The sequence below is a fragment of the Amycolatopsis sp. lyj-109 genome (genome assembly GCF_046548995.1).
Taxonomy (GTDB): domain Bacteria; phylum Actinomycetota; class Actinomycetes; order Mycobacteriales; family Pseudonocardiaceae; genus Amycolatopsis.
The window spans coordinates 67182-89297 of record NZ_JAJPWR010000032.1 but is presented as its reverse complement, the minus strand read 5'-3'; the positions used below and the strand labels follow the sequence as shown (position 1 = coordinate 89297).

The 22116-nt window shown below is 71.7% G+C and carries 22 protein-coding genes and 1 tRNA gene; 14 read left to right on the top strand and 9 right to left on the bottom strand.

Going from position 1 to position 22116, the window contains the following annotated elements:
* Positions 1–54 precede the first annotated feature (54 nt).
* Complete coding sequence (locus ACLJQF_RS43055; protein ID WP_410616082.1) at positions 55–954, bottom strand: SDR family NAD(P)-dependent oxidoreductase; 900 nt, start codon at positions 952–954, stop codon at positions 55–57.
* A gap of 306 nt (positions 955–1260) precedes the next feature.
* Here ACLJQF_RS43055 and ACLJQF_RS43050 point away from each other — a divergent pair, with 306 nt between their 5' ends.
* Together ACLJQF_RS43050 and ACLJQF_RS43045 are read left to right on the top strand one after the other, a co-directional pair.
* Positions 1261–2508, top strand: coding sequence for an MFS transporter (locus ACLJQF_RS43050; protein ID WP_410616081.1), 1248 nt, complete (start codon positions 1261–1263; stop codon positions 2506–2508).
* Between the two features lie 320 nt (positions 2509–2828).
* Positions 2829–4238, top strand: coding sequence for a GGDEF domain-containing protein (locus ACLJQF_RS43045; protein WP_410616080.1), 1410 nt, complete (start codon positions 2829–2831; stop codon positions 4236–4238).
* Here ACLJQF_RS43045 and ACLJQF_RS43040 read toward each other — a convergent pair.
* Positions 4216–5199, bottom strand: a complete 984-nt coding sequence (locus ACLJQF_RS43040) for a hypothetical protein (protein WP_410616079.1) — start codon at positions 5197–5199, stop codon at positions 4216–4218. The genes ACLJQF_RS43045 and ACLJQF_RS43040 overlap by 23 nt on opposite strands.
* A gap of 163 nt (positions 5200–5362) precedes the next feature.
* On the opposite strand from ACLJQF_RS43040, the gene ACLJQF_RS43035 reads away from it, so the two are divergent.
* From ACLJQF_RS43035 to ACLJQF_RS43025, 3 genes are all read left to right on the top strand, one after another.
* On the top strand, positions 5363–7516 hold the full coding sequence (locus ACLJQF_RS43035) for a phospholipase A2 (RefSeq protein ID WP_410616078.1): 2154 nt from the start codon (positions 5363–5365) through the stop codon (positions 7514–7516).
* Positions 7517–7661: 145 nt separating this feature from the next.
* Positions 7662–9335: an LCP family protein gene (locus ACLJQF_RS43030; protein ID WP_410616077.1), complete on the top strand. Its 1674-nt coding sequence runs from the start codon at positions 7662–7664 to the stop codon at positions 9333–9335.
* A gap of 179 nt (positions 9336–9514) precedes the next feature.
* Positions 9515–9985, top strand: coding sequence for a helix-turn-helix domain-containing protein (locus tag ACLJQF_RS43025; RefSeq protein WP_410616076.1), 471 nt, complete (start codon positions 9515–9517; stop codon positions 9983–9985).
* Positions 9986–10042: 57 nt separating this feature from the next.
* On the opposite strand, the gene ACLJQF_RS43020 is transcribed toward ACLJQF_RS43025, so the two are convergent.
* Positions 10043–11500 (bottom strand): flavin-containing monooxygenase, encoded by a 1458-nt coding sequence (locus ACLJQF_RS43020; protein ID WP_410616075.1) that lies wholly within the window; start codon positions 11498–11500, stop codon positions 10043–10045.
* A gap of 114 nt (positions 11501–11614) precedes the next feature.
* Between ACLJQF_RS43020 and ACLJQF_RS43015 the strand changes: the two genes are divergently transcribed.
* Entirely contained in the window at positions 11615–12172 is a 558-nt protein-coding gene (locus ACLJQF_RS43015) for a TetR/AcrR family transcriptional regulator (RefSeq protein ID WP_410616101.1), read from the top strand.
* Positions 12173–12376: 204 nt separating this feature from the next.
* On the top strand, positions 12377–12796 hold the full coding sequence (locus ACLJQF_RS43010; RefSeq protein WP_410616100.1) for a hypothetical protein: 420 nt from the start codon (positions 12377–12379) through the stop codon (positions 12794–12796).
* 1 nt (position 12797) lies between these two features.
* Here ACLJQF_RS43010 and ACLJQF_RS43005 read toward each other — a convergent pair whose 3' ends face one another.
* Complete coding sequence (locus ACLJQF_RS43005; RefSeq protein WP_004559246.1) at positions 12798–13019, bottom strand: DUF3618 domain-containing protein; 222 nt, start codon at positions 13017–13019, stop codon at positions 12798–12800.
* Positions 13020–13118: 99 nt separating this feature from the next.
* On the opposite strand from ACLJQF_RS43005, the gene ACLJQF_RS43000 reads away from it, so the two are divergent.
* Positions 13119–13192 (top strand) — tRNA-Leu (locus tag ACLJQF_RS43000).
* Between the two features lie 138 nt (positions 13193–13330).
* Here ACLJQF_RS43000 and ACLJQF_RS42995 read toward each other — a convergent pair.
* Positions 13331–14248, bottom strand: a complete 918-nt coding sequence (locus ACLJQF_RS42995) for a helix-turn-helix domain-containing protein (protein ID WP_410616074.1) — start codon at positions 14246–14248, stop codon at positions 13331–13333.
* A 70-nt stretch (positions 14249–14318) separates the two neighbouring features.
* Here ACLJQF_RS42995 and ACLJQF_RS42990 point away from each other — a divergent pair, with 70 nt between their 5' ends.
* Positions 14319–15266, top strand: a complete 948-nt coding sequence (locus ACLJQF_RS42990; protein ID WP_410616073.1) for a saccharopine dehydrogenase NADP-binding domain-containing protein — start codon at positions 14319–14321, stop codon at positions 15264–15266.
* 33 nt (positions 15267–15299) lie between these two features.
* On the opposite strand, the gene ACLJQF_RS42985 is transcribed toward ACLJQF_RS42990, so the two are convergent.
* On the bottom strand, positions 15300–16382 hold the full coding sequence (locus tag ACLJQF_RS42985) for an aldo/keto reductase (protein WP_410616072.1): 1083 nt from the start codon (positions 16380–16382) through the stop codon (positions 15300–15302).
* Positions 16383–16500: 118 nt separating this feature from the next.
* On the opposite strand from ACLJQF_RS42985, the gene ACLJQF_RS42980 reads away from it, so the two are divergent.
* The 5 genes from ACLJQF_RS42980 (at position 16501) to bcp (ending at position 19851) form a co-directional block, all read left to right on the top strand.
* Complete coding sequence (locus ACLJQF_RS42980) at positions 16501–17379, top strand: AraC family transcriptional regulator N-terminal domain-containing protein (protein WP_410616071.1); 879 nt, start codon at positions 16501–16503, stop codon at positions 17377–17379.
* 50 nt (positions 17380–17429) lie between these two features.
* Positions 17430–18317: a hypothetical protein gene (locus ACLJQF_RS42975; protein WP_410616070.1), complete on the top strand. Its 888-nt coding sequence runs from the start codon at positions 17430–17432 to the stop codon at positions 18315–18317.
* Positions 18318–18445: 128 nt separating this feature from the next.
* Positions 18446–18628, top strand: coding sequence for a hypothetical protein (locus ACLJQF_RS42970; RefSeq protein WP_410616069.1), 183 nt, complete (start codon positions 18446–18448; stop codon positions 18626–18628).
* 188 nt (positions 18629–18816) lie between these two features.
* Entirely contained in the window at positions 18817–19362 is a 546-nt protein-coding gene (locus ACLJQF_RS42965; RefSeq protein ID WP_410616068.1) for a hypothetical protein, read from the top strand.
* A gap of 15 nt (positions 19363–19377) precedes the next feature.
* Positions 19378–19851: a thioredoxin-dependent thiol peroxidase gene (gene bcp, locus ACLJQF_RS42960; RefSeq protein WP_410616067.1), complete on the top strand. Its 474-nt coding sequence runs from the start codon at positions 19378–19380 to the stop codon at positions 19849–19851.
* 80 nt (positions 19852–19931) lie between these two features.
* On the opposite strand, the gene rdgB is transcribed toward bcp, so the two are convergent.
* The 3 genes from rdgB to ACLJQF_RS42945 are packed head-to-tail and all read right to left on the bottom strand — an operon-like array spanning position 19932 to position 22098.
* Positions 19932–20534, bottom strand: coding sequence for an RdgB/HAM1 family non-canonical purine NTP pyrophosphatase (gene rdgB / locus ACLJQF_RS42955; protein WP_410616066.1), 603 nt, complete (start codon positions 20532–20534; stop codon positions 19932–19934).
* Positions 20531–21307, bottom strand: coding sequence for a ribonuclease PH (gene rph, locus ACLJQF_RS42950; RefSeq protein ID WP_410616065.1), 777 nt, complete (start codon positions 21305–21307; stop codon positions 20531–20533). The genes rdgB and rph overlap by 4 nt, the downstream gene beginning before the upstream one ends.
* A gap of 23 nt (positions 21308–21330) precedes the next feature.
* Positions 21331–22098 (bottom strand): MBL fold metallo-hydrolase, encoded by a 768-nt coding sequence (locus tag ACLJQF_RS42945; protein WP_410616064.1) that lies wholly within the window; start codon positions 22096–22098, stop codon positions 21331–21333.
* Positions 22099–22116: the final 18 nt, after the last annotated feature.

Genomic DNA, 22116 nt, shown 5'->3' with positions numbered 1-22116 from the left:
TGGTAATTAGGGTTCTAACCCGAATTACCACTCACGACCGGGCGGGCGGTCGGGTCAGGCGGTGCGGGGCGAGGTTGTCTCCGTCCACTTGCGCAGCCGCGGCGGGACGCGCTTCTCCAGGCCGTAGTTCTCCAGGTGGGCGGCGAAGACCTCGTCGAACGCCTTCTGCACGGTCTCGGTGTCCCACACCGGGCGCTCGAGGATGGGCTGCTTGAGGAACGGCTGGCCCATGACGTGCAGCTGCGGGCCGTTGCACCGGATCATCTGGCCGGTGATGCCGTGCGAACCCTCGCCGAGCAGGAACAGCACGACCGGCGCGATCCGCGCCGGCGTGCGGTCCGGCGGGCAGGCGCGCAGCGAGCGTTCGGACTTCCACACCATCCGGGTGTGCGCGAGCGGGCAGACGGCGTTGACCCGGATCCCGACGTCCTCGAGGTCGAGGGCCCAGGAGTAGGTCAGGGACGCGACCGCGCCCTTGCTCGCCGCGTACACGCCGAGCTTGCGCTGCCCGAGCGAGGCGCCCGAGGAGATGTTGACGATCGAGCCACCGGTGCCCGCGTCGACCATCGCCTTGATCGCGGCCAGGCCGGTGTTCACCACGCCCAGGACGTTGACCGCGACGAGCTCCCGCGCCTGCTCGGCGTCGTCCTCCCAGGGCAGTGCCTCGTAGTTCAGCCCCGCGTTGTTGACCAGCCCGTCGATCCCCCCGAACTCCTTGACGCACAGGTCGACGATCTCCTGCGCCTCGCCCGCCTCGGCCACGCTGTGCCCGCTCGCGACGGCACGGCCGCCGTGCGCCCGGATGTTCTCCGCCGTCCGCTCCGCCAGCTCGGCGTCCACGTCGTTGACGACCACCGCCCCGCCCGCGCGCGCGACGTGCACCGCGAACGCTTCGCCCAGGCCTCGGCCGGCGCCGGTGACCACGACGGCCTTGCCCTGCATCAACCCGTCCATCGTCTTCTCCCCGATCTGCGGCGCCGGCGGCGCAGCGGTCCCGCCCACCCCGGCCGGCTCTGTCTCCAGTCTTGGCCCATTCGGTCCAACGCGGCATCGGCGCACGACGAGCGGCCGCCGCCCTGCGCCGAGCGAGTCCGGATCGATCAGTCCGGACGTACCCGCGGGCCGGTCACGAGGGGGTGACTGGCGGGCGTTCCGGCGACATCGGGGCGTAACCGGCGGCATACTGTGGGTGCTTCCCGGTGATCGACCGTGACTCCCCCGGATGGGGTCGTCACCGGAGAGGCACAATGCGGACGGTCCATGTTCACTCGATCGGGGGACGGTGGTTACGAGGTGACGACGCGCGCGACACCCCGGTTCCGGGCCGTCCTGGCCAACCGCGAGTTCCGCGCGCTGTGGTTCGCCGAGACGCAGTCGATGCTGGGTGACCAGCTGACCATCGTCGCGCTGGCCATCCTGATCTTCGACCGGACCGGGTCACCGCTGCTGTCGGCGGTCGTCTACTCGCTGACGTTCCTGCCCGCGCTCGCCGGCGGGCTCGGGTTGTCCCAGCTCGCGGACCGGTTCCCGCGGCGCGCGGTGCTGGTGACCGGCTCGTTGGCGCAGGCCATGCTGATCGGGCTGATGGCCGTGCCCGGGATGCCGATGGGCTGGCTGTTCGTCCTCTTCGTCTTCGCCCGGCTGGCGAACGCACCGTGCAACGCGGCGCAGAACGCGCTCGGCCGGGAGATCTTCGCCGCCGACGACGTCTACCTGCAGAGCCAGGACCTGCGCGGGATCACCAACAACACCGCGATGCTGGCCGGCCTCGCCGCCGGCGGCCTGCTCGTGACGAACATCGGCACGTCGTGGGCGCTGGCGATCGACGCACTGACGTTCGTGGTCGCCGCCGTCGCCGTGCGGCTGCTGGTGCTGCGGCGGCCGGCGGCCGGCAACGGCGGCGCCCCGTGGTTCGGCGCCGTCCGGCAGGTTTTCGGCGACGAACGGCTGCGGGTGCTGCTCTACCTGTCCTGGCTCGTCGGCCTGGCGGTGATCCCGGAGGGCCTCGCCGCGCCGCTCGCCGCACAACTGGGCGCGGGCGACCAGGCGGTCGGCTGGCTGCTGGCCGCCGACCCGCTGGGCTTCGTCGTGGGGACGTTCCTGCTGTCGCGGTTCGTCACGACCGAGCACCGCCGCAAGCTGCTGGGCGTGCTGGCCGCACTGCCGCTGGCCGCGCTCGCGGCCTTCGCGCTGAACCCGAACCTGGCGGTCGCGCTGGTCCTGCTCGCGCTGGCCGGGGCGACCGGCGCGTACGTCATCACGGTGACGGCCACGTTCATCACGTGGGTGCCCAACGACATCCGGGGCAGCGCCGGCGGGCTCTACCGGACGGGGCTGCGGGTCGCGCAGGGCGTGGGCGTGGGGGTCGGCGGGCTGGTCGCGCAGTGGGTCGGTTCGGCGAACACCACCATTGCACTCGCGGGGGCGGTGGGACTGCTCGTGGCCGTCCCGGTCGCGTTGTCCTGGCGCCGGGTCTGGAGTGCGGAACCGGAGCCGGGGTCGTCATGAACGGATTTCCACCGGGATTCAGCCGTCACGGTTCGACATCGGTCGCCACCTCTCCGTACAGGGCAAGATCATGAATGACATTCAGCTGGGGACGGCGAGCAATTCGCGTCCGAGTCAGCCGTCGCGGTTCGACATCGGGTCGCCACCTCCGTCAAGCGAAGCATGAACAAGCGATTGAGCCGCGTTCCCGGTCAGTTCGGCCGGGAACGCGGAGGTTCTGTTGCTGAAGGATGGTACCCGGCCGCGGAATGCGTCAACACTCTGCCAGGTACCGATGAGATTACTCAAGCACAGGACTAGGCTGGAAAGGAGGTGACCAATTGCATCCCGGACCAGACGACGACCCGTCCGCCGCCACCGGCGAGGCGGCCGCCCGGCGGGCGCGGGGACCGGCCCAGCGCCCGCCGGTGACCGAGCACGCCGAAGCGGCAGGCAGCCCGGCCGGGCGCGACCATCCGTACCGGCCCCGCAACTGGGCGCTCTGGCGCCGCCCGCCGGTGCTGATCGCGTTCATGCTCGGCCTCGAGGCCCTCGCCGTCGCCGTGCTGACGATTTCCTTCGTCCATTCCGTGGTTCCCGGAAATCGCGACTGGATCAATTTCGGGATCCTCGCGGGCGGCGCGACCGTCCACATTCAACTGACCCAACGCCAGGAAGAACGCCGCCGCAACCGCACCAAAAAAGTACTGATCGACCTCACTGCCGTCTGGACTTTTTCCGCCGCATTGATCCTGCCGGTACCGCTGACCCTGCTCGTCGTTTTCCTCATCCGCCTGCAGCACTGGTTCATCGCTCGCAGGCCGGCCCACAACTTCATTTTCTCGTCGATCACCCACGGCCTGGCGGGTGCGGTCGCCCACCTGACGTACGTGGCACTCGGGCCGCACCTGCTCGGACAGCCTGGGTGGGGCGGCTTCTGGCACGAGGCGGGCACCATCGTGCTCACCGGCGTCGTCTACGAAGCCATTCAGATCCTCTACGTCGGCGGCGCACTGGCGCTGGGACTCTCGTCCGAGCCGACCCTGCGTAACGTTCTGGGCAGCCCGGCCGACAACCTGCTCGAAGCGGTCACCATCGGCCTCGGCGCGGTGACCGCGATCCTGCTCGCCGTCGTCCCGCCCATGGTCGTCGTGATGGCGGTGGCCACCGTGGTCTTCAATCGCCTCGCGGAACTCGATCAACTCCAGAACGACGTCCGCACGGACCCGAAAACGGGCATTCTCAACATGCGCGGCTGGTCGGAGTCGGCGGAGCGAGCACTCGAACGTACCGCTCGATCGGGTGATCAACTGGCACTGCTGATGGTCGATCTAGACCACTTCAAGTGGATTAACGACACCTATGGACATCCGGCGGGTGACGACGTGCTCCGCGCCGTTGCGCAAACCCTCGTCGAAGTGACGAGACCGACCGACTTGGTCGGCCGTTTCGGCGGTGAGGAATTCCTCATTCTGTTGCCGGACATAGACGAAGAAGCAACCTGGGACGCCGCCGAACGCATCCGGACGGCAATCGCCAAGCTGCACACGGTGACCACGGACAAGCGCGGCGATCCGGCGACCATCGCCGATCGGACGACGTCGATCGGCGTGGCCCGCCACCCGCGTCACGGCGACACGCTCGAGCGCCTGCTCCAGTCCGCCGACGCCGCCGTCTACGTGGCGAAGGAGAACGGCCGCGACCAGGTCTGCTTCGCGCCGGACGGCGTCAGGCCCCCAGCCGAACGGTGAGTTCGAGCTTGACCAGCACTTCGGCGGACGTCCCGGCCGACGCGGGATCCAGCCGCAGCCGCTCGCCCCGGTAGCCGGCGGACTCCAGCCGCAGCACGCGCGCGCCGGGCGCCGGACAGGGATGGCACCAATGCCGCACGGTCCCGGTCCCGGCCGGGTCCTTGGCGAGCAGGAGGTACTCGTACCCGAGGTCGTCGGCGACCCGGCCCAGGCCGGTCCACCAGAGGGCACGGAGGGTGAGGCCGTCGCCGTCGCGGAGGAGCTCGACGGGCGGGTCGGCGGCCACGTCGACCCGGAAGCCGTCGTCGGTGACGCGCACCGAGCGGACGTGCAGGAAGGCGCTGCCACCCGGGCCGGCGGGCGCACCACCCGGTTCCCGCGGCGAGCCGGACCGACCGCCCTCCCCGGCCCCCGGCGGCGCACCCTGAGCGGAACCCTCGTCCGGCCGGCGCAGCAGGACCTCCCGCCCACCCGTCCCGGCCTCGGCTCGCGGCAGCAGCGCCGCCACCGCGAGCTCCGCCGCCAGCCGGCCGTCCTCTTCCGCCGGCGCCTCGGTCACCCCGCGCAACTCTCCCGCCAGGATGCGGTGCCCGAGCGCGTCCGCCCAGGCCAGCGCCGCCGTCCGCAGGCCCGGCTCGGTGGCCAGCCGATCGAGCAGCGGCCGCCCCGGCCGGACTCTGCCGAACCGCGCGGCCCTGACCAGCCGGGCGGCCTCCGGAACACCGGTGTCGAAGAACCCCGTCATCGCGCGGTCCAGCGCGCGCAGCTGGGCGGCCAGCACCACCTGGACGACCGGCTCAGGACGGGTCCGGGCCAGCTCCGCCGGCGCACAGTTCCGCAACGCCCCGGCGACCACCCGCAACTCCGGCGTGCGAGGTCGGTGCAGGCGGGCGCCGGGAGCGAGCCGGCGCAGCGCGTGGACGGTGTCCTCGACGGGCACGGGGAGCTCGGTCGAGCGCACTGCTGCCTCCTGTTCGCCGCGTCCCCGTCCCCAGTCTCACCAGGACCTTCCCGGCGCGGAAGGGAGGAACGGGCAGCCGTCCGGGCAGCCTGCGGGAAACCGCAAGGCAATCCTGTGGTTATCCCCATGTCGGCCCCGCGCCGGGGCTGGCACCCTTGACCCCATGCCGGCACCGACCGATCCGACCCGCACCCGCCGACCCTGGTCGACGTCGGGCTGGCTGCTGCTGGTCCTGCTGGTCGTCTTCGCGTTCGGCCTGATCGCTTCGCGGCCGCCGTCCCCGCCGAACCAGGGGCCGCCCACCGGTGACGTGCTGGCCGCGCAGAACGCCGTCGAGGCGCTGGTCCACCCCGGCCCGCACCCCGACGCGCTCGCCCGGCTGCCGGCGGACTTCACCGCGCTCAGCGGCGTCACCCCGGGCGCGATGCCGGCCCGCGACGGCACCGTCCGCGCCGTGCACGTCGACGGCGGCTGCTCGACGCCGTGGGGCGACGACAACACGAAGTGGGACTACGCCGTGCCGTGCAAGGCCCACGACCTCGGCTACGACCTGCTGCGGTACGCCGACCGCAAGGGCCACCCGCTCGGCCCGGAGGCCCGGGAGGCCCTGGACGACCGGCTGTCCTACGACATGCACCACGCCTGCGACCTCAACCCGATGAACTCGGCCCTCAGCTGCCGGGCCGTCGCCTCTCTCTACTCGGCGGGGCTGGTGGTCAATTCGTGGCACCAGCGCTGGGGCCCGCCGGTCGGCGACCCGATCGGCCCGATGGTGGCGGGCGTGCTGGTGATCGGCTGCCTGCTGGTCTTCCGGCTGCGCGGGTGGCTGCGGGCCCGCCGCGAGCCGCGGGTGCCCGTGCCCCTCGCCGATCCCGCGGCGGTCAGCCGGTGGGCGCTGCTCGGGGCCGGCGGGGTCGTCCTGCTGCTGCTCGGCGAATCGGTGACGGCGCTCGCGCACTGGGCCGGAGCTCCCGAGCCGGCGCTCTGGCCGCTGACCTGGCTGGCCCAGCTCGCCCCGCTGATCTACTTCGCCGGCGGCCACGCCAACGCGGCCGGCTGGCGCGCCGAGCAGGCGGCGGGCGGCGGGTACCGCCACTACCTGGCCGAACGCGCGAGCCCGTTGCTGCGACCGGCGTTGATCTTCGCCGTCGTCGCCCTGCTGACGCCGCTCGCGCTCGAACTGCTCGGCAGCCCGGCGGGGACCACCGCGACGGTGATGCGGATCGCGCTGCACCCGCTCTGGCTGCTCGGCGTCTACCTGCTGACCATCGTCTGCGCGCCGCCATTGCTGGCCCTGCACCGCCGGGCGCCGGTGAGCGCGGCCGCCGGCCTGCTCGCCCTGGTCGCCGGCGGTGAGCTGGCCGCGAGCTGGTCCGGTTCGCCGTTGCCCCGCTACGCGGCGACGTTCGCCATCGCCCTGCTCGCCCAGCAGCTCGCCTTCGCGCACGCCGACGGTGTCCGCCCGGCACGACGGCTGCTCGCCGCGACCGCTGCGGCCGGGGTCGCGGGCCTCGCCGGGATGAGCGTCCTGCGGGACGGGCCACCCGTCCTGCTCGGCAGCCCGGGCGCCCCCGGCGCGTTCTCGGCCCCGCCGTGGGGCGTCCTGCTGCTCGGCCTGGTCCAGCTGGGCGTGCTCGGGCTGCTGGCCCGCCCGCTCGGCAGGCTCGGCGACCGGCCGGGTCTCGCCCGCGCCTGCCGGTTCGTCCTGCGCGCGCCGATGAGCCTCTACCTGGCGTTCCTCGCCGCGATGCTGCTGCTGGTCGCGGTCGTGTACCTGCCCGGCCGGATCGCCGACGGGCTCAGCTGGCTGATCCGCCCGCGCACGCTGGTCGCGGTCGGGTTGCTGGCCGTGCCCGCGACCGTGGTCTTCTGGTGGTTCGAACGGCACGGCCACGGCGTCCGGCAGCCGCGCGCGGCCGACCACCCCGGCCGCCGGACGGCGGTGCTCACCCGGGCCGCGGCCGGGCTCGGGATCGGCTACGCGACGCTGGGTGTGTTCGGCTTCGCGCTGACCCGCTTCGGCGGGGTCGCCGCCGACGCCGACCTGCTCGGCCTGCGGCTCGACCCGATCCAGAGCCTGGTGCACCTGCTGCTCGGGGTCTTCCTGCTGCACACGATCCGGATCGGGGCCGGCGCGGCGACCGGGACGTGGCTGGCCACCGCACTCGCCTGCGCGCCGTCGCTGCTGTTCGCCGCCGACGGCAGCACGCCCGGCTTCCTCGGCGTCACGCTCCACGCCGTCACGGCCGGATTTGCCCTGCTGGCCGCCGCGGGAACCCTCCTCCCGGCCCGGTCTCCGGCGAACGTGACGTCCTGACCAGGCGAAACCGTCGAACGTACGGGAAACTGGGTGGTGCATGACACATCCGTGGGGGGATGTGTAACGCTGCAGCAACCCGGGGCAGGCACCATGCGTCCCATCCCGTAGCACCACCCGATCGATGGAGTGAGGAGTCGCCCGCGTGGATCACCCGCCTCGGAACGGGCAAGGCGGCCGCCGCCCCGCCCGCCCCTGGCCGGACGAGCCAGGCCGGGACGACGCACGGCGCGGCACCCCGCCGCCTCGCCGGCCCGCACCCCGCCGCGAGCCGGCGGACGACCGCCGCGCGGCTCCGCCGCCGTCCCGGCGTCCGCAGCCCCGCCCGGCCCCGCGCGCCCGCCGCAACTCCTTCCGCGGCGCGAAGATCGCGCTGACCGTCGTCTCGCTGCTGGTGATGGGCCTGACCGGGTACGCCTGGGCGGCCATGCAGGGCCTGGTCAACGGGCTCAACTACACGAACGTGCTCAGCGACGGCGGCGGTGGCGAGAAGCCCGCCGACGGCGCCCGCGACATCCTGCTGGTCGGCCTCGACAGCCGCACCGACGCCCAGGGCAACCCGCTGCCGCGCGAGGTGCTCGACGAGCTGCGCGCCGGCGACGCCGACGGCGAGCTCAACACCGACTCGCTGATCTTCGTGCACATCCCGAACGACGGCAGCAAGGCCGTCGCGATGTCCCTGCCGCGCGACTCCTACGTCGACATCCCCGGCTACGGCAAGCACAAGATCAACTCGGCGTACGCGCGAGCGATGCTGGCCGCCCGCAAGGACCTGCAGAAGCAGGGCGTGACCGACCCGAAGGAGCTCGACGTCAAGGCCAACCAGGCCGGGGCGAAGGAGCTCATCGAGACCATCGAGAAGCTCACCGGGTCGACCATCGACAACTACGCTGCGGTCAACCTGCTCGGCTTCAGCGAGATCACCAAGGCCATCGGCGGCGTCGACGTCTGCCTGAACAACACCGTCAAGGACCAGTACTCCGGCGCGAACTTCACCAAGGGCCAGCACACGATCTCCGGCGTCGAGGCCCTCGAATTCGTCCGGCAGCGCCACGGCCTGCCCAACGGCGACCTCGACCGCGTCGTGCGCCAGCAGGTGTTCATGGCCGGCATGGCGCGCAAGGTGCTCTCGGCCGGCACGCTGACCAACCCGGCCAAGCTCAACGACCTGATCGAGGCGATCAAGAAATCGGTCGTGCTCAACCAGAACTGGGACATCTTCGGGTTCGCCCAGCAGATGAAGGGCCTGACCGGCGGCCAGCTCGAGTTCCGCACCATCCCGGTGAAGAACGTCGATTACAAGACCCCCGAAGACGGCTCGGCCATCCAGGTCGACCCCGCCGAGGTGAAGCAGTTCGTGCAGGGGCTCGCCGGGCCGCAGCCGGGCGAGTCGGCCCCGCCCGCCCAGGAGGCCGACCCCGCCAACAAGGCGACCACGGTCGACGTCCGCAACGCCTCCGGCCGCACCGGTCTCGCGGCGAGCGTCGCCAAGACCCTCGACGGCAAGGGCTTCACCTCCGGCGAGACGGCCAACGCGACCGCGCGCAAGACCACGGTGATCTGGGTGCCGAAGGGCGGCAAGGACAAGGGCCAGGCCGTCGCGGACGCGCTGGGCGGCTCGCCGACGGTCCAAGAGGACAAGAGCGTGGCGGCGGGCCACGTGACGGTGTTCCTCGGCGCCGACTACCAGGGCACGACCTCCGACGCGGGTTCGGGCTCCGGCGCCGCGGGCGCGACGTCGCAGGCCGCGGCGCCTCCGCCGGCCGCCGCCGACGAGCAGAAGCCGATCACCGCCGAGGGCGTTCCCTGCGTGAACTGAGCCGGTCAGCGAGCCGGCGTTAACCCGTTCGGCCTAACTCGCGCAATCGGTATCAAAGACATGCCCGAAATCGCGTAAGGGACGGGCCCCAGCGCACTTACATACACGTGAGGGTGCACCTGCACGGGAATTATCACGCCCGTGCGGTGCCGTGGGAGCGCACGGCAGGGGACATTGATGTGCTGATCGACGCTGTGGAGTACCAGCGGATCCTCGGAGACGAGCTCCGCAAGCTCCGGCGCAGCCGAGGGTGGACGCGCAAGGAGCTGAACCAGCACTTGCAGAGCGAGATCTCGCTGCAGACGCTGGCCACCTACGAGCTGGGCACCAGACAGTGCTCCGTCGTGCGCCTGGTCGAGCTGTGCGTCGCGATGGACGAATTGCCCCAGGACCTGCTGGCCAAGGTGCACCGCCGGGTGTTCCTCGACGAGCCCGGGCGGGTCCGCGTCGACCTGCGCAAGGTCGTCGCCGATGCCCCGGCCGACCTGCTGCCGCTGCGCCGCTGGGCCGAGGACCGCCTGCGGCAGACTGGCGAGCAGGGTGGCGGCGAGATCGCCCTCGACCTGCCCGCGCTCGAGCGCATGGCCGAGCTGTGCCGGCTGCCGACCGTCGACCTGATCGCCCGCCTCCGCCGCTACACCTCCCGCTGATCCCGCCGCTCGTGAGTGGTAATTCGGGTTCTAACCCGAATTACCACTCACGAGGCCTCAGCCGACCTGGAAGTCCTCGCGCCGCACCTTCCGCGTGTCCAGCCAGTACCGCCAGGTGAAGCCGGGCCAGATCGTCCGGTTGACGCCCTTCGCGTCCAGGTACCAGCTCTTGCAGCCGCCGCGGGTCCAGATGCCCTTCGCGAGCTTGCGCTGGATCTGCGCGTTGAACCGCTCCTGCACCTCGGGCTTCGGCTCGATCGCCCGGCCGCGGGCCAGCCGCAGCGCTTCGGCGACGTAGGAGATCTGGGCCTCGATCATGAACACGACGGAGTTGTGCCCGAGGCCGGTGTTCGGGCCGAGCAGGAAGAACAGGTTCGGGAACCCGGCGACGGTGATGCCGAGGTGCGTCCGCATCCCCTCGGTCGCCCACTCCTTGCCGAGGTTGCGCCCGTCACGGCCGACGATCTCCAGGTCGTCGAAGGCGTCGGTGACGTGGAAGCCGGTGCCGTAGACGATGACGTCGGCCTCGTGCTCGACGCCCGCGGCGTCGACGACGCTGCGCTCGCGCACCTCCCGCACGCCCTCGGTCACGACGTCGACGTTGTCGCGCGCCAGTGCCGGGTAGTAGTCGTTGGAGACAAGCACGCGCTTGCAGCCCATCGTGTAGTCCGGGGTGACCTTGCGCCGCAGCTGCGGGTCCTTGATCGCGCGGTCGATGTGGCGCCGGGCGATCCGCTGCCCGAGCTTCATCACCCACGACTGGCCGTTGAAGCCGATCGCCCGCGCTTCGAGCAGCCAGTAGAGCAGGGTGCGGTAGGCGCGCTGGGCCGGCGGGAACGCCTTGAACAGCGCGCGCGTGCGGCCGGACATCTCGTGGTCGGCCTTCGGCATGATCCACGGCGGCGTCCGCTGGAACAGCGTCAGCTCCGCCACCTCGGGCGCGATCTTCGGCACGAACTGGACCGCGCTGGCGCCGGTGCCGATGACGGCGACCTTCTTGCCCGCGAGGTCGACGTCGTGCCGCCACCGCGCGGAGTGGTAGGCCGGGCCCTCGAACCGCTCGATCCCCGGCAGTTCGGGGATCATCGGCAGGTGGAGCGCGCCGACCCCGGCGACCAGCGCGGCCGCGGTGAATTCGTCGCCGCCCCTCGTGGCGACGTGCCACCGGTTCTCCTCGGCGTCCCAGCGGGCGCCGGTCAGCTCCTGGCCGAACCGGATGAACCGGCGCAGGTCGTGCTTGTCGGCGACCTCGCGCAGGTAGCGCCAGATCTCCGGTTGCGGCGAGTAGGCCCGTGACCAGCCCGGGTTCTGCGCGAAGGAGAACGAGTACATGTGGGACGGGATGTCGCAGGCGCAGCCCGGGTAGCTGTTGTCCCGCCAGGTGCCGCCGACGTCGTGCGCCTTTTCGAGGATGACGAAGTCCTCCCGGCCCTCCTTGCGCAGCTGGATCGCCATGCCGAGACCGGAGAACCCGGTCCCGACGATGACGACCCCGGTCTCCGTGCGGTTGCCCATGACGCCCTCCGGGTTCCTGTTACTCGTCGTCCAACTTACTGAGAGTAGGTTACCAGCGGTAGAGTGTTACCCGTGACCACCGCGAAGCGCAAGCGCATGCCACGAGCCGACCGGATGCGGCAGATGATCGAGGTCGCCGAGCGGGTCTTTTCGGCACGCGGCTACGCGGCGGCGTCGATGGACGAGATCGCCGAACTGGTGGGCGTATCGAAGCCGATGCTCTACGAGTACTTCAACTCGAAGGAAGGCCTGCTGCTGGCCTGCATCCGGGAGTCGCGGGCGGTACTGCGGGAGGTCACCGAGCAGGCGACGATCGGCGCGACCGACGCCGAGGACGCGCTGCGCCGCGGCCTGCTGGCCTTCTTCGTCTTCATCCGGGAACGGCGCCAGGCGTGGTCCCTGCTGCGGCACGAGATGGCGCTGATCGGCACGCCGGCCGCCGACGAGGTCGAGGAGACCCGCCGCCAGCAGACCGACCTCATCGCCGCGCTGATGAGCGGCCACTTCGACAACGGGGACGACCTGCGGGCCGAAGCGGCCGCGGAATTCGTGGTCGGGGCCTGCGAACGGCTCGCGATCTGGTGCGAGCGGCACGACGAAGTGAGCCCCGAAATGGCCACCGGATATGCCATGGACGTGCTGTGGAGCGGCCTGCGAGAACGTGCACGTTAACTTGCGCGTGCATTAGGCCACCTGGTGACTACTCAGAGCAATCGTGTCCTGTAACACAGAGTTGCTCTACTGTTCAGACGACACGGTAGAAAGTGTGCTGGAGCTTCACGGCCGAAGGAGGGGCACGGGAGCCGCGTCACGAAAGCGCGGTGACTGCGTCACGGTTGTGTAAGGATGCTGGTGAGGGAGAGGGGTGTGAGGCAGATGCTGGAAATGATCACGGCAACGTACGTCCAGGAAGACGCCGACTGGGCGATCACGGTCAGCGGCCGCGGCAAGGAACTGACCGCCCGCGAGCCCGGCATCATCGCCGCGCGCGACCGGGCGGATCAGCTGGTCGAGGAGCTCGCCGGCGACGTCAGGACGACGGTGGTCCACCTGCTCAACGGCAGTGCGCTGGACTTCACCAGCGCGTACATGACGGCCCGGCTGACGCTCCCGAAGCTGCCGCCGCTCGAGGTCCCGCCGCCCGGCAGCGTGCCGAAGCAGCAGACCCCGGCCGCCGCGGACAAGAAGCCGCAGCTGCCGCCGAGCAAGCAGCTCTCGAAGGCGGTCGAGGACCGCAAGAGCCCGGCGGCGCCGGCGCCCGCTGCCGAGAGCAAGGCGCCGGCGAAACAGGCCTGAGCTACTTGAGGAGCTTGCGCACCAGCAGGACCAGCACCAGGACGCCCGCGCCGATCAACGGGAACTTGACCTTCGGGTTGTCCAGCTTGGCACGCACGCCGTCCTTGGCCGCGTCGGCGAGCTTCTTCGGGTCGGCCTTGACGGTCAGCTGGTCGAGCGTCGCCGCCAGGGCGGTCCTAGCCTGCTCGATCTCACGCTCGATCGTCTCGGGATCGCGGGCCACATGTCCTCCTCGCCGCATGGGACTTCCGAGACCCAACTTAGTCGACCGCCCCGCCGCGTCCGCACCGGCCACGCCGCACGCTAGGCTGCCGAGTGCCGGGGGCCCGTAGCCCAATTGGCAGAGGCACACGGTTTAGGTCCGTGCCAGTGAGAGTTCGAGTCTCTCCGGGCCCACTCGGGATTGGGCGAGGTCTGCTCGCGGAGAGCGCTCGCCGATATCCCTCGTCGTGTCTTCCGGGGGTGCAACCCCCAGACCCCGCCCGGCGGGCTCCGCCCCCGGACCCCCGCCGTGGTCCAGCTTGCCGACGACCCTCAACTGCGGAACGTGCGGCGGTAGGTGTCCGGCGGCACCCCGACCGTCCGGTTGAAGTGCCGCCGCAACGTCGTCGCCGTCCCCATGCCGACCGCCTCCGCGACCGCGTCGATGCTCGCGGCCGTGTTCTCCAGCAGTTCCTGCGCCCGGCGGATGCGCTGGTTCAGCAACCACTGCAACGGTGTCGTGCCCGTCGCCGAACGGAAGTGGCGGCCGAGGTGCCGGCTGCTCATGTTCGCCTCGCGAGCCAGGTCCTCGACCGTCAGCGGCCGGTCGAGGCGGGCCGTGATCCACGGGAGCAGCGCGGCCAGCGGGTGGTCGTCGCGGCTCGGGACCGGTGTCGGGACGAACTGGGCCTGGCCGCCCGCCCGGTGCGGGGGCACCACCAGGAGGCGGGCGATCGCGTTGGCCGCCGCCGGGCCGTGGTCGGCGCGGACCAGGTGGAGGCACAGGTCCATCGCCGCCGCTTTGCCCGCCGAGGTGAGGATCTGGCCGTTGTCGACGTAGAGCACGCCGGGATCCACCGTCACGCCCGGGTAGCGGGCGGCGAGGACATCGGTGTGGGCCCAGTGCGTGGTCGCGCGCAAGCCGTCCAGCAGGCCGGCGGCCGCCAGCACGAACGCGCCCGTGCACAGCGATGCCAGCCGGGCGCCGCGGGCGTGGGCCGCGCGGATCGCGCCGACCAGGTCGGGCGGTGGGGGCGCGTCGACATCGGCCCAGCCCGGGACGATCACCGTGTCCGCGCGCGCCAGGTGGTCGAGATCGTGGTCCGGCTCCAGCAGGAACCGGCCCACCCGGACCGGGGCCGAGCCGCAGACCGCGAACGCGTACCGGGGGTCGTCGCCGAACACCTCGGTGGCGATCGTCAGCTCGAACGACAACATCCCGTCGGTGGCGGCGAGAGCGACTGCGTGCATGTCCGAAAGTGTACGCATCGCGTCGTTCCGGACACTGGTGACGGCGCTCGGCCGGCGTCAGGATTACCCCATGACTTCGGTACTGGTTTACGGCGCATACGGGCACACTGGCCGCTTCGTGGTGGCTGAGCTGCAGGAACGCGGCTACGACGTGGTCCTCTCCGGACGGAACGCGGCGAAGCTGCCGGGCGGGCGCCCGGCGTCGGCCGACGACCCGGCGGCCCTCGACCGCGCATTCGACGGCGTCGACGCGGTGATCAACTGCGCCGGCCCGTTCGCCGAGACGGCTTTCCCGCTCATCGAGGCGGCCATCCGCGCCGGCGTCCCGTACGTCGACGTCGCCGCCGAGATCGAGGCGAACATCGACACCCTCGCCCTGACCGCCGACACCGCGGTGGTGCCGGCGATGGCGTTCTTCGGCGGCCTGGCCGACCTGCTGGCCACCGCGGCGATGGGTGACTGGACGGCGGCCGACGAGGTGCACGTCGCCTACGGGCTCAGCGGCTGGCGCCCGACGCCCGGGACCCTCGCCGCGGGCCGGGTGTCCCGGGAACGCCGTGCCGGCAAGCGCATCCGCTACGCGGGCGGCCGGCTGGAGTACCGCGACGACGCCCTGCCGACGCGCGAGTGGGCGTTCCCCGAGCCGTTCGGCGCCCGGCCCGTCTTCGGCGAGTTCTCGATGGCCGACATCGTCACCATCCCGCGGCACCTGCAGGTCTGTGACGTCACCAGCTACATGACCGTCGACGCGGCGCAGGGCCTCGCGGCGGCCGGCGAGCGCGACGCGGCCGAGACGTTCGTGGTGGACGTCGTGGTGCGGGCCGGGGACGACGAACGCCGGATCGTCGCCCGCGGCGAGGACATCTACGCCGTCAGCGCGCCGCTGGCCGTCGAGGCGGTGGACCGGATCCTGACCGGCCGGACGAAGGTGAAGGGCGTCGCGACGGCCGGCGAGATGTTCGACGCGGCCGACTTCCTGCGGGCGCTGGCGCCGCACATCACGGTGGAGGCGAGCTAGGGAAAGCGTCGGCGAACTCGGCCACGCCCCCGATCAGTAGCGGACGTCGCTCCCCAGCAACGCCGGGTACACAGTGGACGGTTCGCCGTCGACCGTCGCGCCCGCGAACTGCAGCATCGCCCGCTGGGCACCGTGCATCGGGGCCGGATAGTCCAGCGCCGGCACCGAAATCTCGTCCAGCCGGGCCAGTTGCGCCGGCGTCAGCGTCACCTCGAGCCCGGCGAGGTTGCCGGTCAAGTGCTCCAGCCGTCGCGCGCCGATGATCGGGACGACCGTTCCGCGCCGCGCCCGCAACCACGCCAGGGCCACCGCCGCGGACGTCGACCCCACCTCGCCGGCCACCGCCGCCACCGCGTCGATGACCGCGAACTCCGGTTCGGACGGACCGCCGACGAAGGCCGCGCGGGCGGAATCCGGCGTCGAAGCGCCGCGCCGGTACTTGCCGGACAGGAACCCGTTCTTCAGCGGGCTCCACGGCACCAGCGCCAGGCCCTGGTCCAGCGCGAGCGGCGCCAGCTCGCCCTCGACCGTCCGCGCCAGCAGCGAGTACTCGACCTGCAGCGCGATCAACGGTGTCCAGCCGCGCAGCGACGCCGTCGTCTGCGCCTGCGCGGTGACCCACGCCGGGGTGTTGGAGAACCCGACGTACCGGATCTTGCCCGCGCGCACCAGGTCGTCGAGGGTCCGCATGGTCTCCTCGATCGGCGTGCCGCGGTCCCAGTTGTGCAGCCAGTACAGGTCGAGGTAGTCCGTCCGCAGCCGCCGGAGCGTCTCGTCGAGCTGGGCGATGATCGACGCCCGGCCGGCGCCGCCGCCGTTGGGGTCGCCGGGGAACATGTTGCCGAAGAACTTCGACGCGAGCACGACCCGCGCGCGCCGGCCCGGGTGGGCGGCGAAGAAGTCGCCGAGGATCTTCTCCGAATGCCCGTTCGTGTAGAAGTTCGCCGTGTCGACGAAGTTGCCGCCGCGCTCGAGGTAGGTCGCGAGGATCTTCTTGGACTCCTCGACGCCGCAGCCGGCGCCACCGGGGTCTTCCCCGAAGGTCATCGCGCCGAGCGCGAACGGGCTGACGCGGAGACCGGAGCGGCCGAGGGTGACGTAGTGATCGAGTGACACGAAACTCTCCTTGCGTAGCGAATCGACTGCACTCAGGAAACCGCAAATGACCTGCTCATCGGTAGACCGATCGCCGCGACCTCTTGCACAATCCTCTCCGTCGCGGTTCCCTGGACGCGTGCTCGAAGAACTTCGCGACCTCGTCACCCGGCACGCGCAAACCGACCTGCGCACGCCGGTGGCCGGCCTGCTGCTGTCCAAAGTGGAAACGAGCGAGCCGCACCACTCGCTCGCCGAGCCGCTGCTGGTCGTCATGGCCCAGGGCGGCAAGCGCCTGCTGCTCGGCGAGCAGGTGCACGAGTACCGCGCCGGGCAGTACCTGCTGGTCGGCACCGACCTGCCGGTGACCGGCCACTTCGTCGGCGCCACCCCGCGGACGCCGGCGCTGGGCCTCGGCCTCGCCCTGCGCCCGGCGGCGATCGCCCCGCTGCTGCTCGAGGCGCCGCCCCGCACACCGCCGGCGTCCCCCATCGCCATCGGCGACGCCGGCCCGGAGCTGCTCGACGCGGCGCTGCGCCTGCTCCGGCTGCTCGACCACCCGGCCGACGCGCCCGTGCTCGTGCCCCTGATCGAGCGGGAGATCCTCTGGCGGCTGCTGACCGGCCCGCACGGCGGCCTGGTCCGCCGGATCGGCCTGGCCGACAGCGGCGCCGCCCACGTCGGCCGCGCGATCCACTGGATCAGGGACAACTACGCCGAGCCGATGCGGGTCGAGGAACTCGCGCGGCTGAGCGGGCTGAGCGCGTCGGCGTTCCACCGCCACTTCCGCGCGGTCACGGCGATGAGCCCGCTGCAGTTCCAGAAGCGCATCCGGCTGCAGGAAGCCCGCTCGCTGCTGCTGGCCGACGCGGGTGACGTCGCGCGGATCGGGCACCTCGTCGGCTACGACAGCCCGTCGCAGTTCAACCGCGAGTACCGCCGCCTGTTCGGCGCCCCGCCCGGGCAGGACGCGGCGCGGCTGCGTGAGGCCGCCTCCGCCGGGCCCCAGCTGCCGTGAGGTCCGATCCGTTCAAGACGGCCGGCCGCGCCGGGTGCGACGCTGGTGGCATGTCCGTGAACCTTCCCGCGGCGGCGTCCTTCATGGCGACGCACGCCCGCCTCCTGGATCGTCGCCGCTTCGCACTGCTCGACGGCGCCACCGGCACCGACGCGGTGCTGGCCGCCGTCGACGGCTACCGCAATCCCGACGGCGGCTACGGCTGGGGCCTCGAGCCGGACCTGCGGGCACCGGAAAGCCAGCCCGGCGGCGCTCTGCACGCCTTCGAGGTGTTCGAGGAGATCGCCCCGCGGACGACACCGCACGCGGTGAAGCTCTGCGACTGGCTGGCCACGGCGTCCCGTCCGGACGGTGGGCTGCCGTTCGCGCTGCCCGTGGCGGACCCGGCCGGGTGCGCGCCCTTCTGGGTCCAGGCCGATCCGGCGGCGGCCACCCTGCAGAGCACCGCGTTCACCGCCGGCGTGGCCCTGCGCGTTGCCCGGCACGACCGGGCCGTGCGCGCGCACCCGTGGCTGGCCGCGGCGACGCGGTACTGCTTCCGCGCCATCCGTGAGCTTTCCGAGCCGCCGCACGCGATCGCGTTGTCCTTCGCGGTGCAGTTCGCCGACGCGGCGCACGAACTCCACGAGGAGGCGCCCGCGCTCCTGGACCACCTCGCCGCGTTCGTCCCGGCCGACGGACTGGCCCCGGTGGACGGTGGGTCGGACGGCGAGACCCTCCGCGCCCTGGACTTCGCCCCGCTGCCGGACCGCCCGGCGCGCGCGTTGTTCGCCGGCGACGTCGTCGACGCCGAACTGCGGCGGCTCGCGGCCGCGCAACAGGAGGACGGCGGCTGGCGGGTGGATTTCGCGAGCTTCTCGCCCGCCGCGGCGCTGGAGTGGCGTGGTTACGCGACAGTCCGTGCCGTGGCGATCCTGCGCCGTCACGGTCTCGCCTGAGTTTCTACACGACCGGCACCGAGATTCACCCGACCGTGGCGTGTCGGGAGTGGACGGCCGCCCGCACCTTCCGGCGTGCGTGACCGAACGCGTACTGTGACGGGAAAACCGGCCCCCGGAGGTGAAGTATGGCGTCGCGCAACCCGTTGCGCTGGATCGCCCGCTGGGCGGACTGGTTCGAGGAACGCGGCGTCTACGTCCCCGGCGAGGAGAGCCGCGCGGTCGATCCGGTCCGGGATTTCGGCTGGCTGATGGCGGCGTGGGTGGCCGGCGTCGCGATCTTCATCCTGTTGTTCGCGCTCGCGGTTTAAGTGGCATGTGGCCAGAGATTGTCACCAGCCGTGCCGTTCCGGTCACGGATTGGCCACGGGGTGGCACCAGGTGCGCGACAACCCCCGGTGGCGCCTCGTAACCGCGCGCGATCACGGCCAGAGTGGAGCGGGTTCCCGGCAATCCCCCGTTGCCGACGGCACCCGACCCGCCGACTGGAGTACCCGCAATGGCGCTCGCGCGCACCCGCAAGATCATGTTCACCGCAGGACTGCTCGGCCTGGCGGTGGCCTGCGGGGTCCCTTCGACTCACGACGGCACCGCGGCCCTCGGCGCGGCCGGCTCCCCCGCGGGCGCCGGCGCCTCGGCCGCACCGGCCGCCAACGACCTCCGGTTCGGCGCCGACCACCGGTTCGCCAGCGGCCTCACCATCTCGGTTGGCTCCCCGCAGTCGTTCCGCCCCAGCACGTCGGCGTACCCCCAAAGCCCGCGCGGCGCGGCTTTCGACGTCCAACTGGTCAACAACGGCCCGACGACGTACAAGCTCTCGGGGCTCAACGTCACCGCCACCACGGGCGGCACCGCGGTCAAGCAGGTCGTGGACACCACCCAGGGCTTCACCGGAATCACCGACGCGGGCAAGGACGTGCTCCCGGGACGTTCGGTGCACATCACGCTGGCTTTCGCGGTACCGCGCGAGCAGACGCAGTTGCGGTTGCAGATCCGGCCGAGCACAACGGAAGGTGTCGCGGTCACCTACTGCGGCCCCGCGTGACGTTAGGCTCGGGGCATGACCGAGCGCCTTTCCCCCGGTGACGAAGCCCCGGACTTCACCCTGCCCGACAGCGAGGGCAAGGAAGTGTCGCTGCGCGACTTCCGCGGCCGGTCCGTCGTCGTGTACTTCTACCCGGCGGCGAGCACGCCGGGCTGCACCAAGCAGGCCTGCGACTTCCGCGACAACCTCGCCGAGCTGAACGACGCCGGCTACCAGGTCGTCGGCATCTCGCCGGACAAGCAGGCGAAGCTCGCCAAGTTCGTCGAAAAGGAAGGCCTCACGTTCCCGCTGCTCGGCGACCCCGACAAGGGCGTCATCGAAGCGTGGGCCGCGTACGGCGAGAAGAAGAACTACGGCAAGACGTACATGGGCGTGATCCGCTCGACGTTCGTCGTCGACGCCGACGGCAAGATCGCCCACGCCTTCTACAACGTCCGCGCGGCCGGCCACGTGGCGAAGCTGATCCGGGACCTCGGCCTGGCTTCCTGACAAAGTCACCGTCTGCCGTGGCCGGCTGGTCGTGAGTGGTAATTAGGGTTCTAACCCTAATTACCACTCACGACCAGCCGTCAAGCCAAGTCTCGCAGGGCCGGCAGCAGCGCCCGCAAAGCCAGCCCCCGGTGCGAAACGGCGTCCTTCTCCGCCGGCTCCATCTCCGCCGACGTCCGGCTCTCCCCATCCGGCCGGAAGATCGGGTCGTACCCGAACCCGTTCACCCCACGCCGCTCCCGCACGAGGGTCCCGCGCCACTCGCCTCGCACCAGCGTCTCCTCCCCGGACGGCAGCACCAACGCCGCCACGCACACGAACTGTGCCCCGCGCCGCTCGTCCGGCACGTCGGAAAGCTGCCCCAGCACCAAGTCGAGGTTCGCGTCGTCGTCCCCATGACGGCCGGACCACCGAGCCGACAGCACGCCCGGCATCCCGTTCAACGCATCGACCGCGATCCCCGAGTCGTCCGCAATGGACGGCAACCCCGTCGCCGCCACCGCGTCGCGGGCCTTCGCCACGGCGTTGCCCTCGAAGTCCGGCGCCGTCTCGGGCGCCTCGGGGAACGCAGGCACGTCGGCGAGACCGATCACCTCGAGGCCGGAAAGGCCTTCTGCCGCAACGATCCGCCGCAGCTCGCCGAGCTTCTTCGCGTTGCGCGTCGCCAGCAGCAGCTTCGTCACTTCGAGCCTTTCTTCTTGTCCGGACGCGGCTCCGGCAGCTCGCCCGGGTACGGCAGCGCCAGGGCCTCGTTCTGCAGGCGGGTCAGTTCCTCGCAGCCCGCCAGCGCCATGTCCAGCATGGTGTCCAAAGTGGACCGCGCGAAGGTCGCGCCCTCGCCGGTGCCCTGGACCTCGATCAGGGTGCCCGCGTCCGTGGCCACCACGTTCATGTCGACCTCGGCGCGCGAGTCCTCTTCGTACGGCAGGTCGAGCCGGACACGGCCGTCGACCACGCCGACGCTCACCGCCGCCACCGAGGAGGACAGCGGCTGCGGGTCGTTCAGCCGGTTCGCCGCGCTCAGCCAGGTGATCGCGTCCGCCAGGGCCACGTAACCACCGGTCACCGCGGCCGTGCGGGTGCCGCCGTCGGCCTGGATGACGTCGCAGTCGATGACGATCGTGTTCTCGCCCAGCGCCGCCAGGTCGATGCAGGCACGCAGGGACCGGCCGATCAGCCGGGAGATCTCGTGCGTGCGGCCGCCGATCCGGCCCTTCACCGACTCGCGGTCGCCGCGCGTGTTGGTCGCGGACGGCAGCATCGCGTACTCGGCCGTCACCCAGCCGAGGCCGGAGCCGGCCCGCCAGCGCGGCACCCCTTCGGTGACGCTGGCCGCGCACAGCACCCGCGTGTTGCCGAATTCGATCAGCACCGACCCGGCCGGCCACTGCTGAAACCCCCGGGTGATCTTGATGTCGCGGAGCTGGTCGTCGTTCCTGCCATCTTTACGAGCCACAGGTGCACTCTATGACCGCCCGCTCAGACGTCGTAGACGGCACCCTGCTTGACGACCTCGGCGCCGGGGAACCCCGCCGAGGCCTCGGCCAGCACCGCACCGGCGTCGGTCCACGGCGCGATGTGCGTCAGCAGCAGCCGCCCGACACCGGCGTCGCGCGCCAGCTCGCCCGCCTGCTTGCCGGACAGGTGCACGCCGACTGGGCGTTCGGCCGAGTCCGTCCAGGACGCCTCGGCGAGCAGCAGGTCGACGCCGTCGGCCAGCTCGTTCAGCGCCGAGCACGGCCCGGTGTCGCCGGTGAACGCCAGGATCCGGCCACCGTAGGAGATGCGCAGGCCGTACGCCGGGGTCGGGTGGTCGACCTCGACCGCGACGACCTCGAACGGCCCGATCCGGAACGGCTCGGGCCGCAGCGGGTGGAAGGCGTAGACGTCGGTGAGGTCGGTGACGGCCCGCTCGGTCTCGTTGGGCGCGTACGCGTTCGCCAAGCGCGTCGGGGCGTCCGGCGGGGCGTACAGCGGCAGCAGCCGCGGGCGCGCCGGGTACGGCGGCGCCGGGTGGTAGCGCCGCAGGACGGTGAGCGCGCTGACGTCGGCGCAGTGGTCGGGGTGCAGGTGCGTGAGCACGAGCGCGTCCAGGTCGAACGGGTCGGCCACGGCCTGCAGCTGCGCGAGCGTGCCGTTGCCGAGTTCGAGGCCGAGCAGGAAGCCCTCGGCCTCGATCAGGTAACCGGACGCGGCGGCGTTCGGCCCGGGGATGCTGCCGGAGCACCCGAGGATGGTCAGTCGCACGACGACACCCTAAGCGTC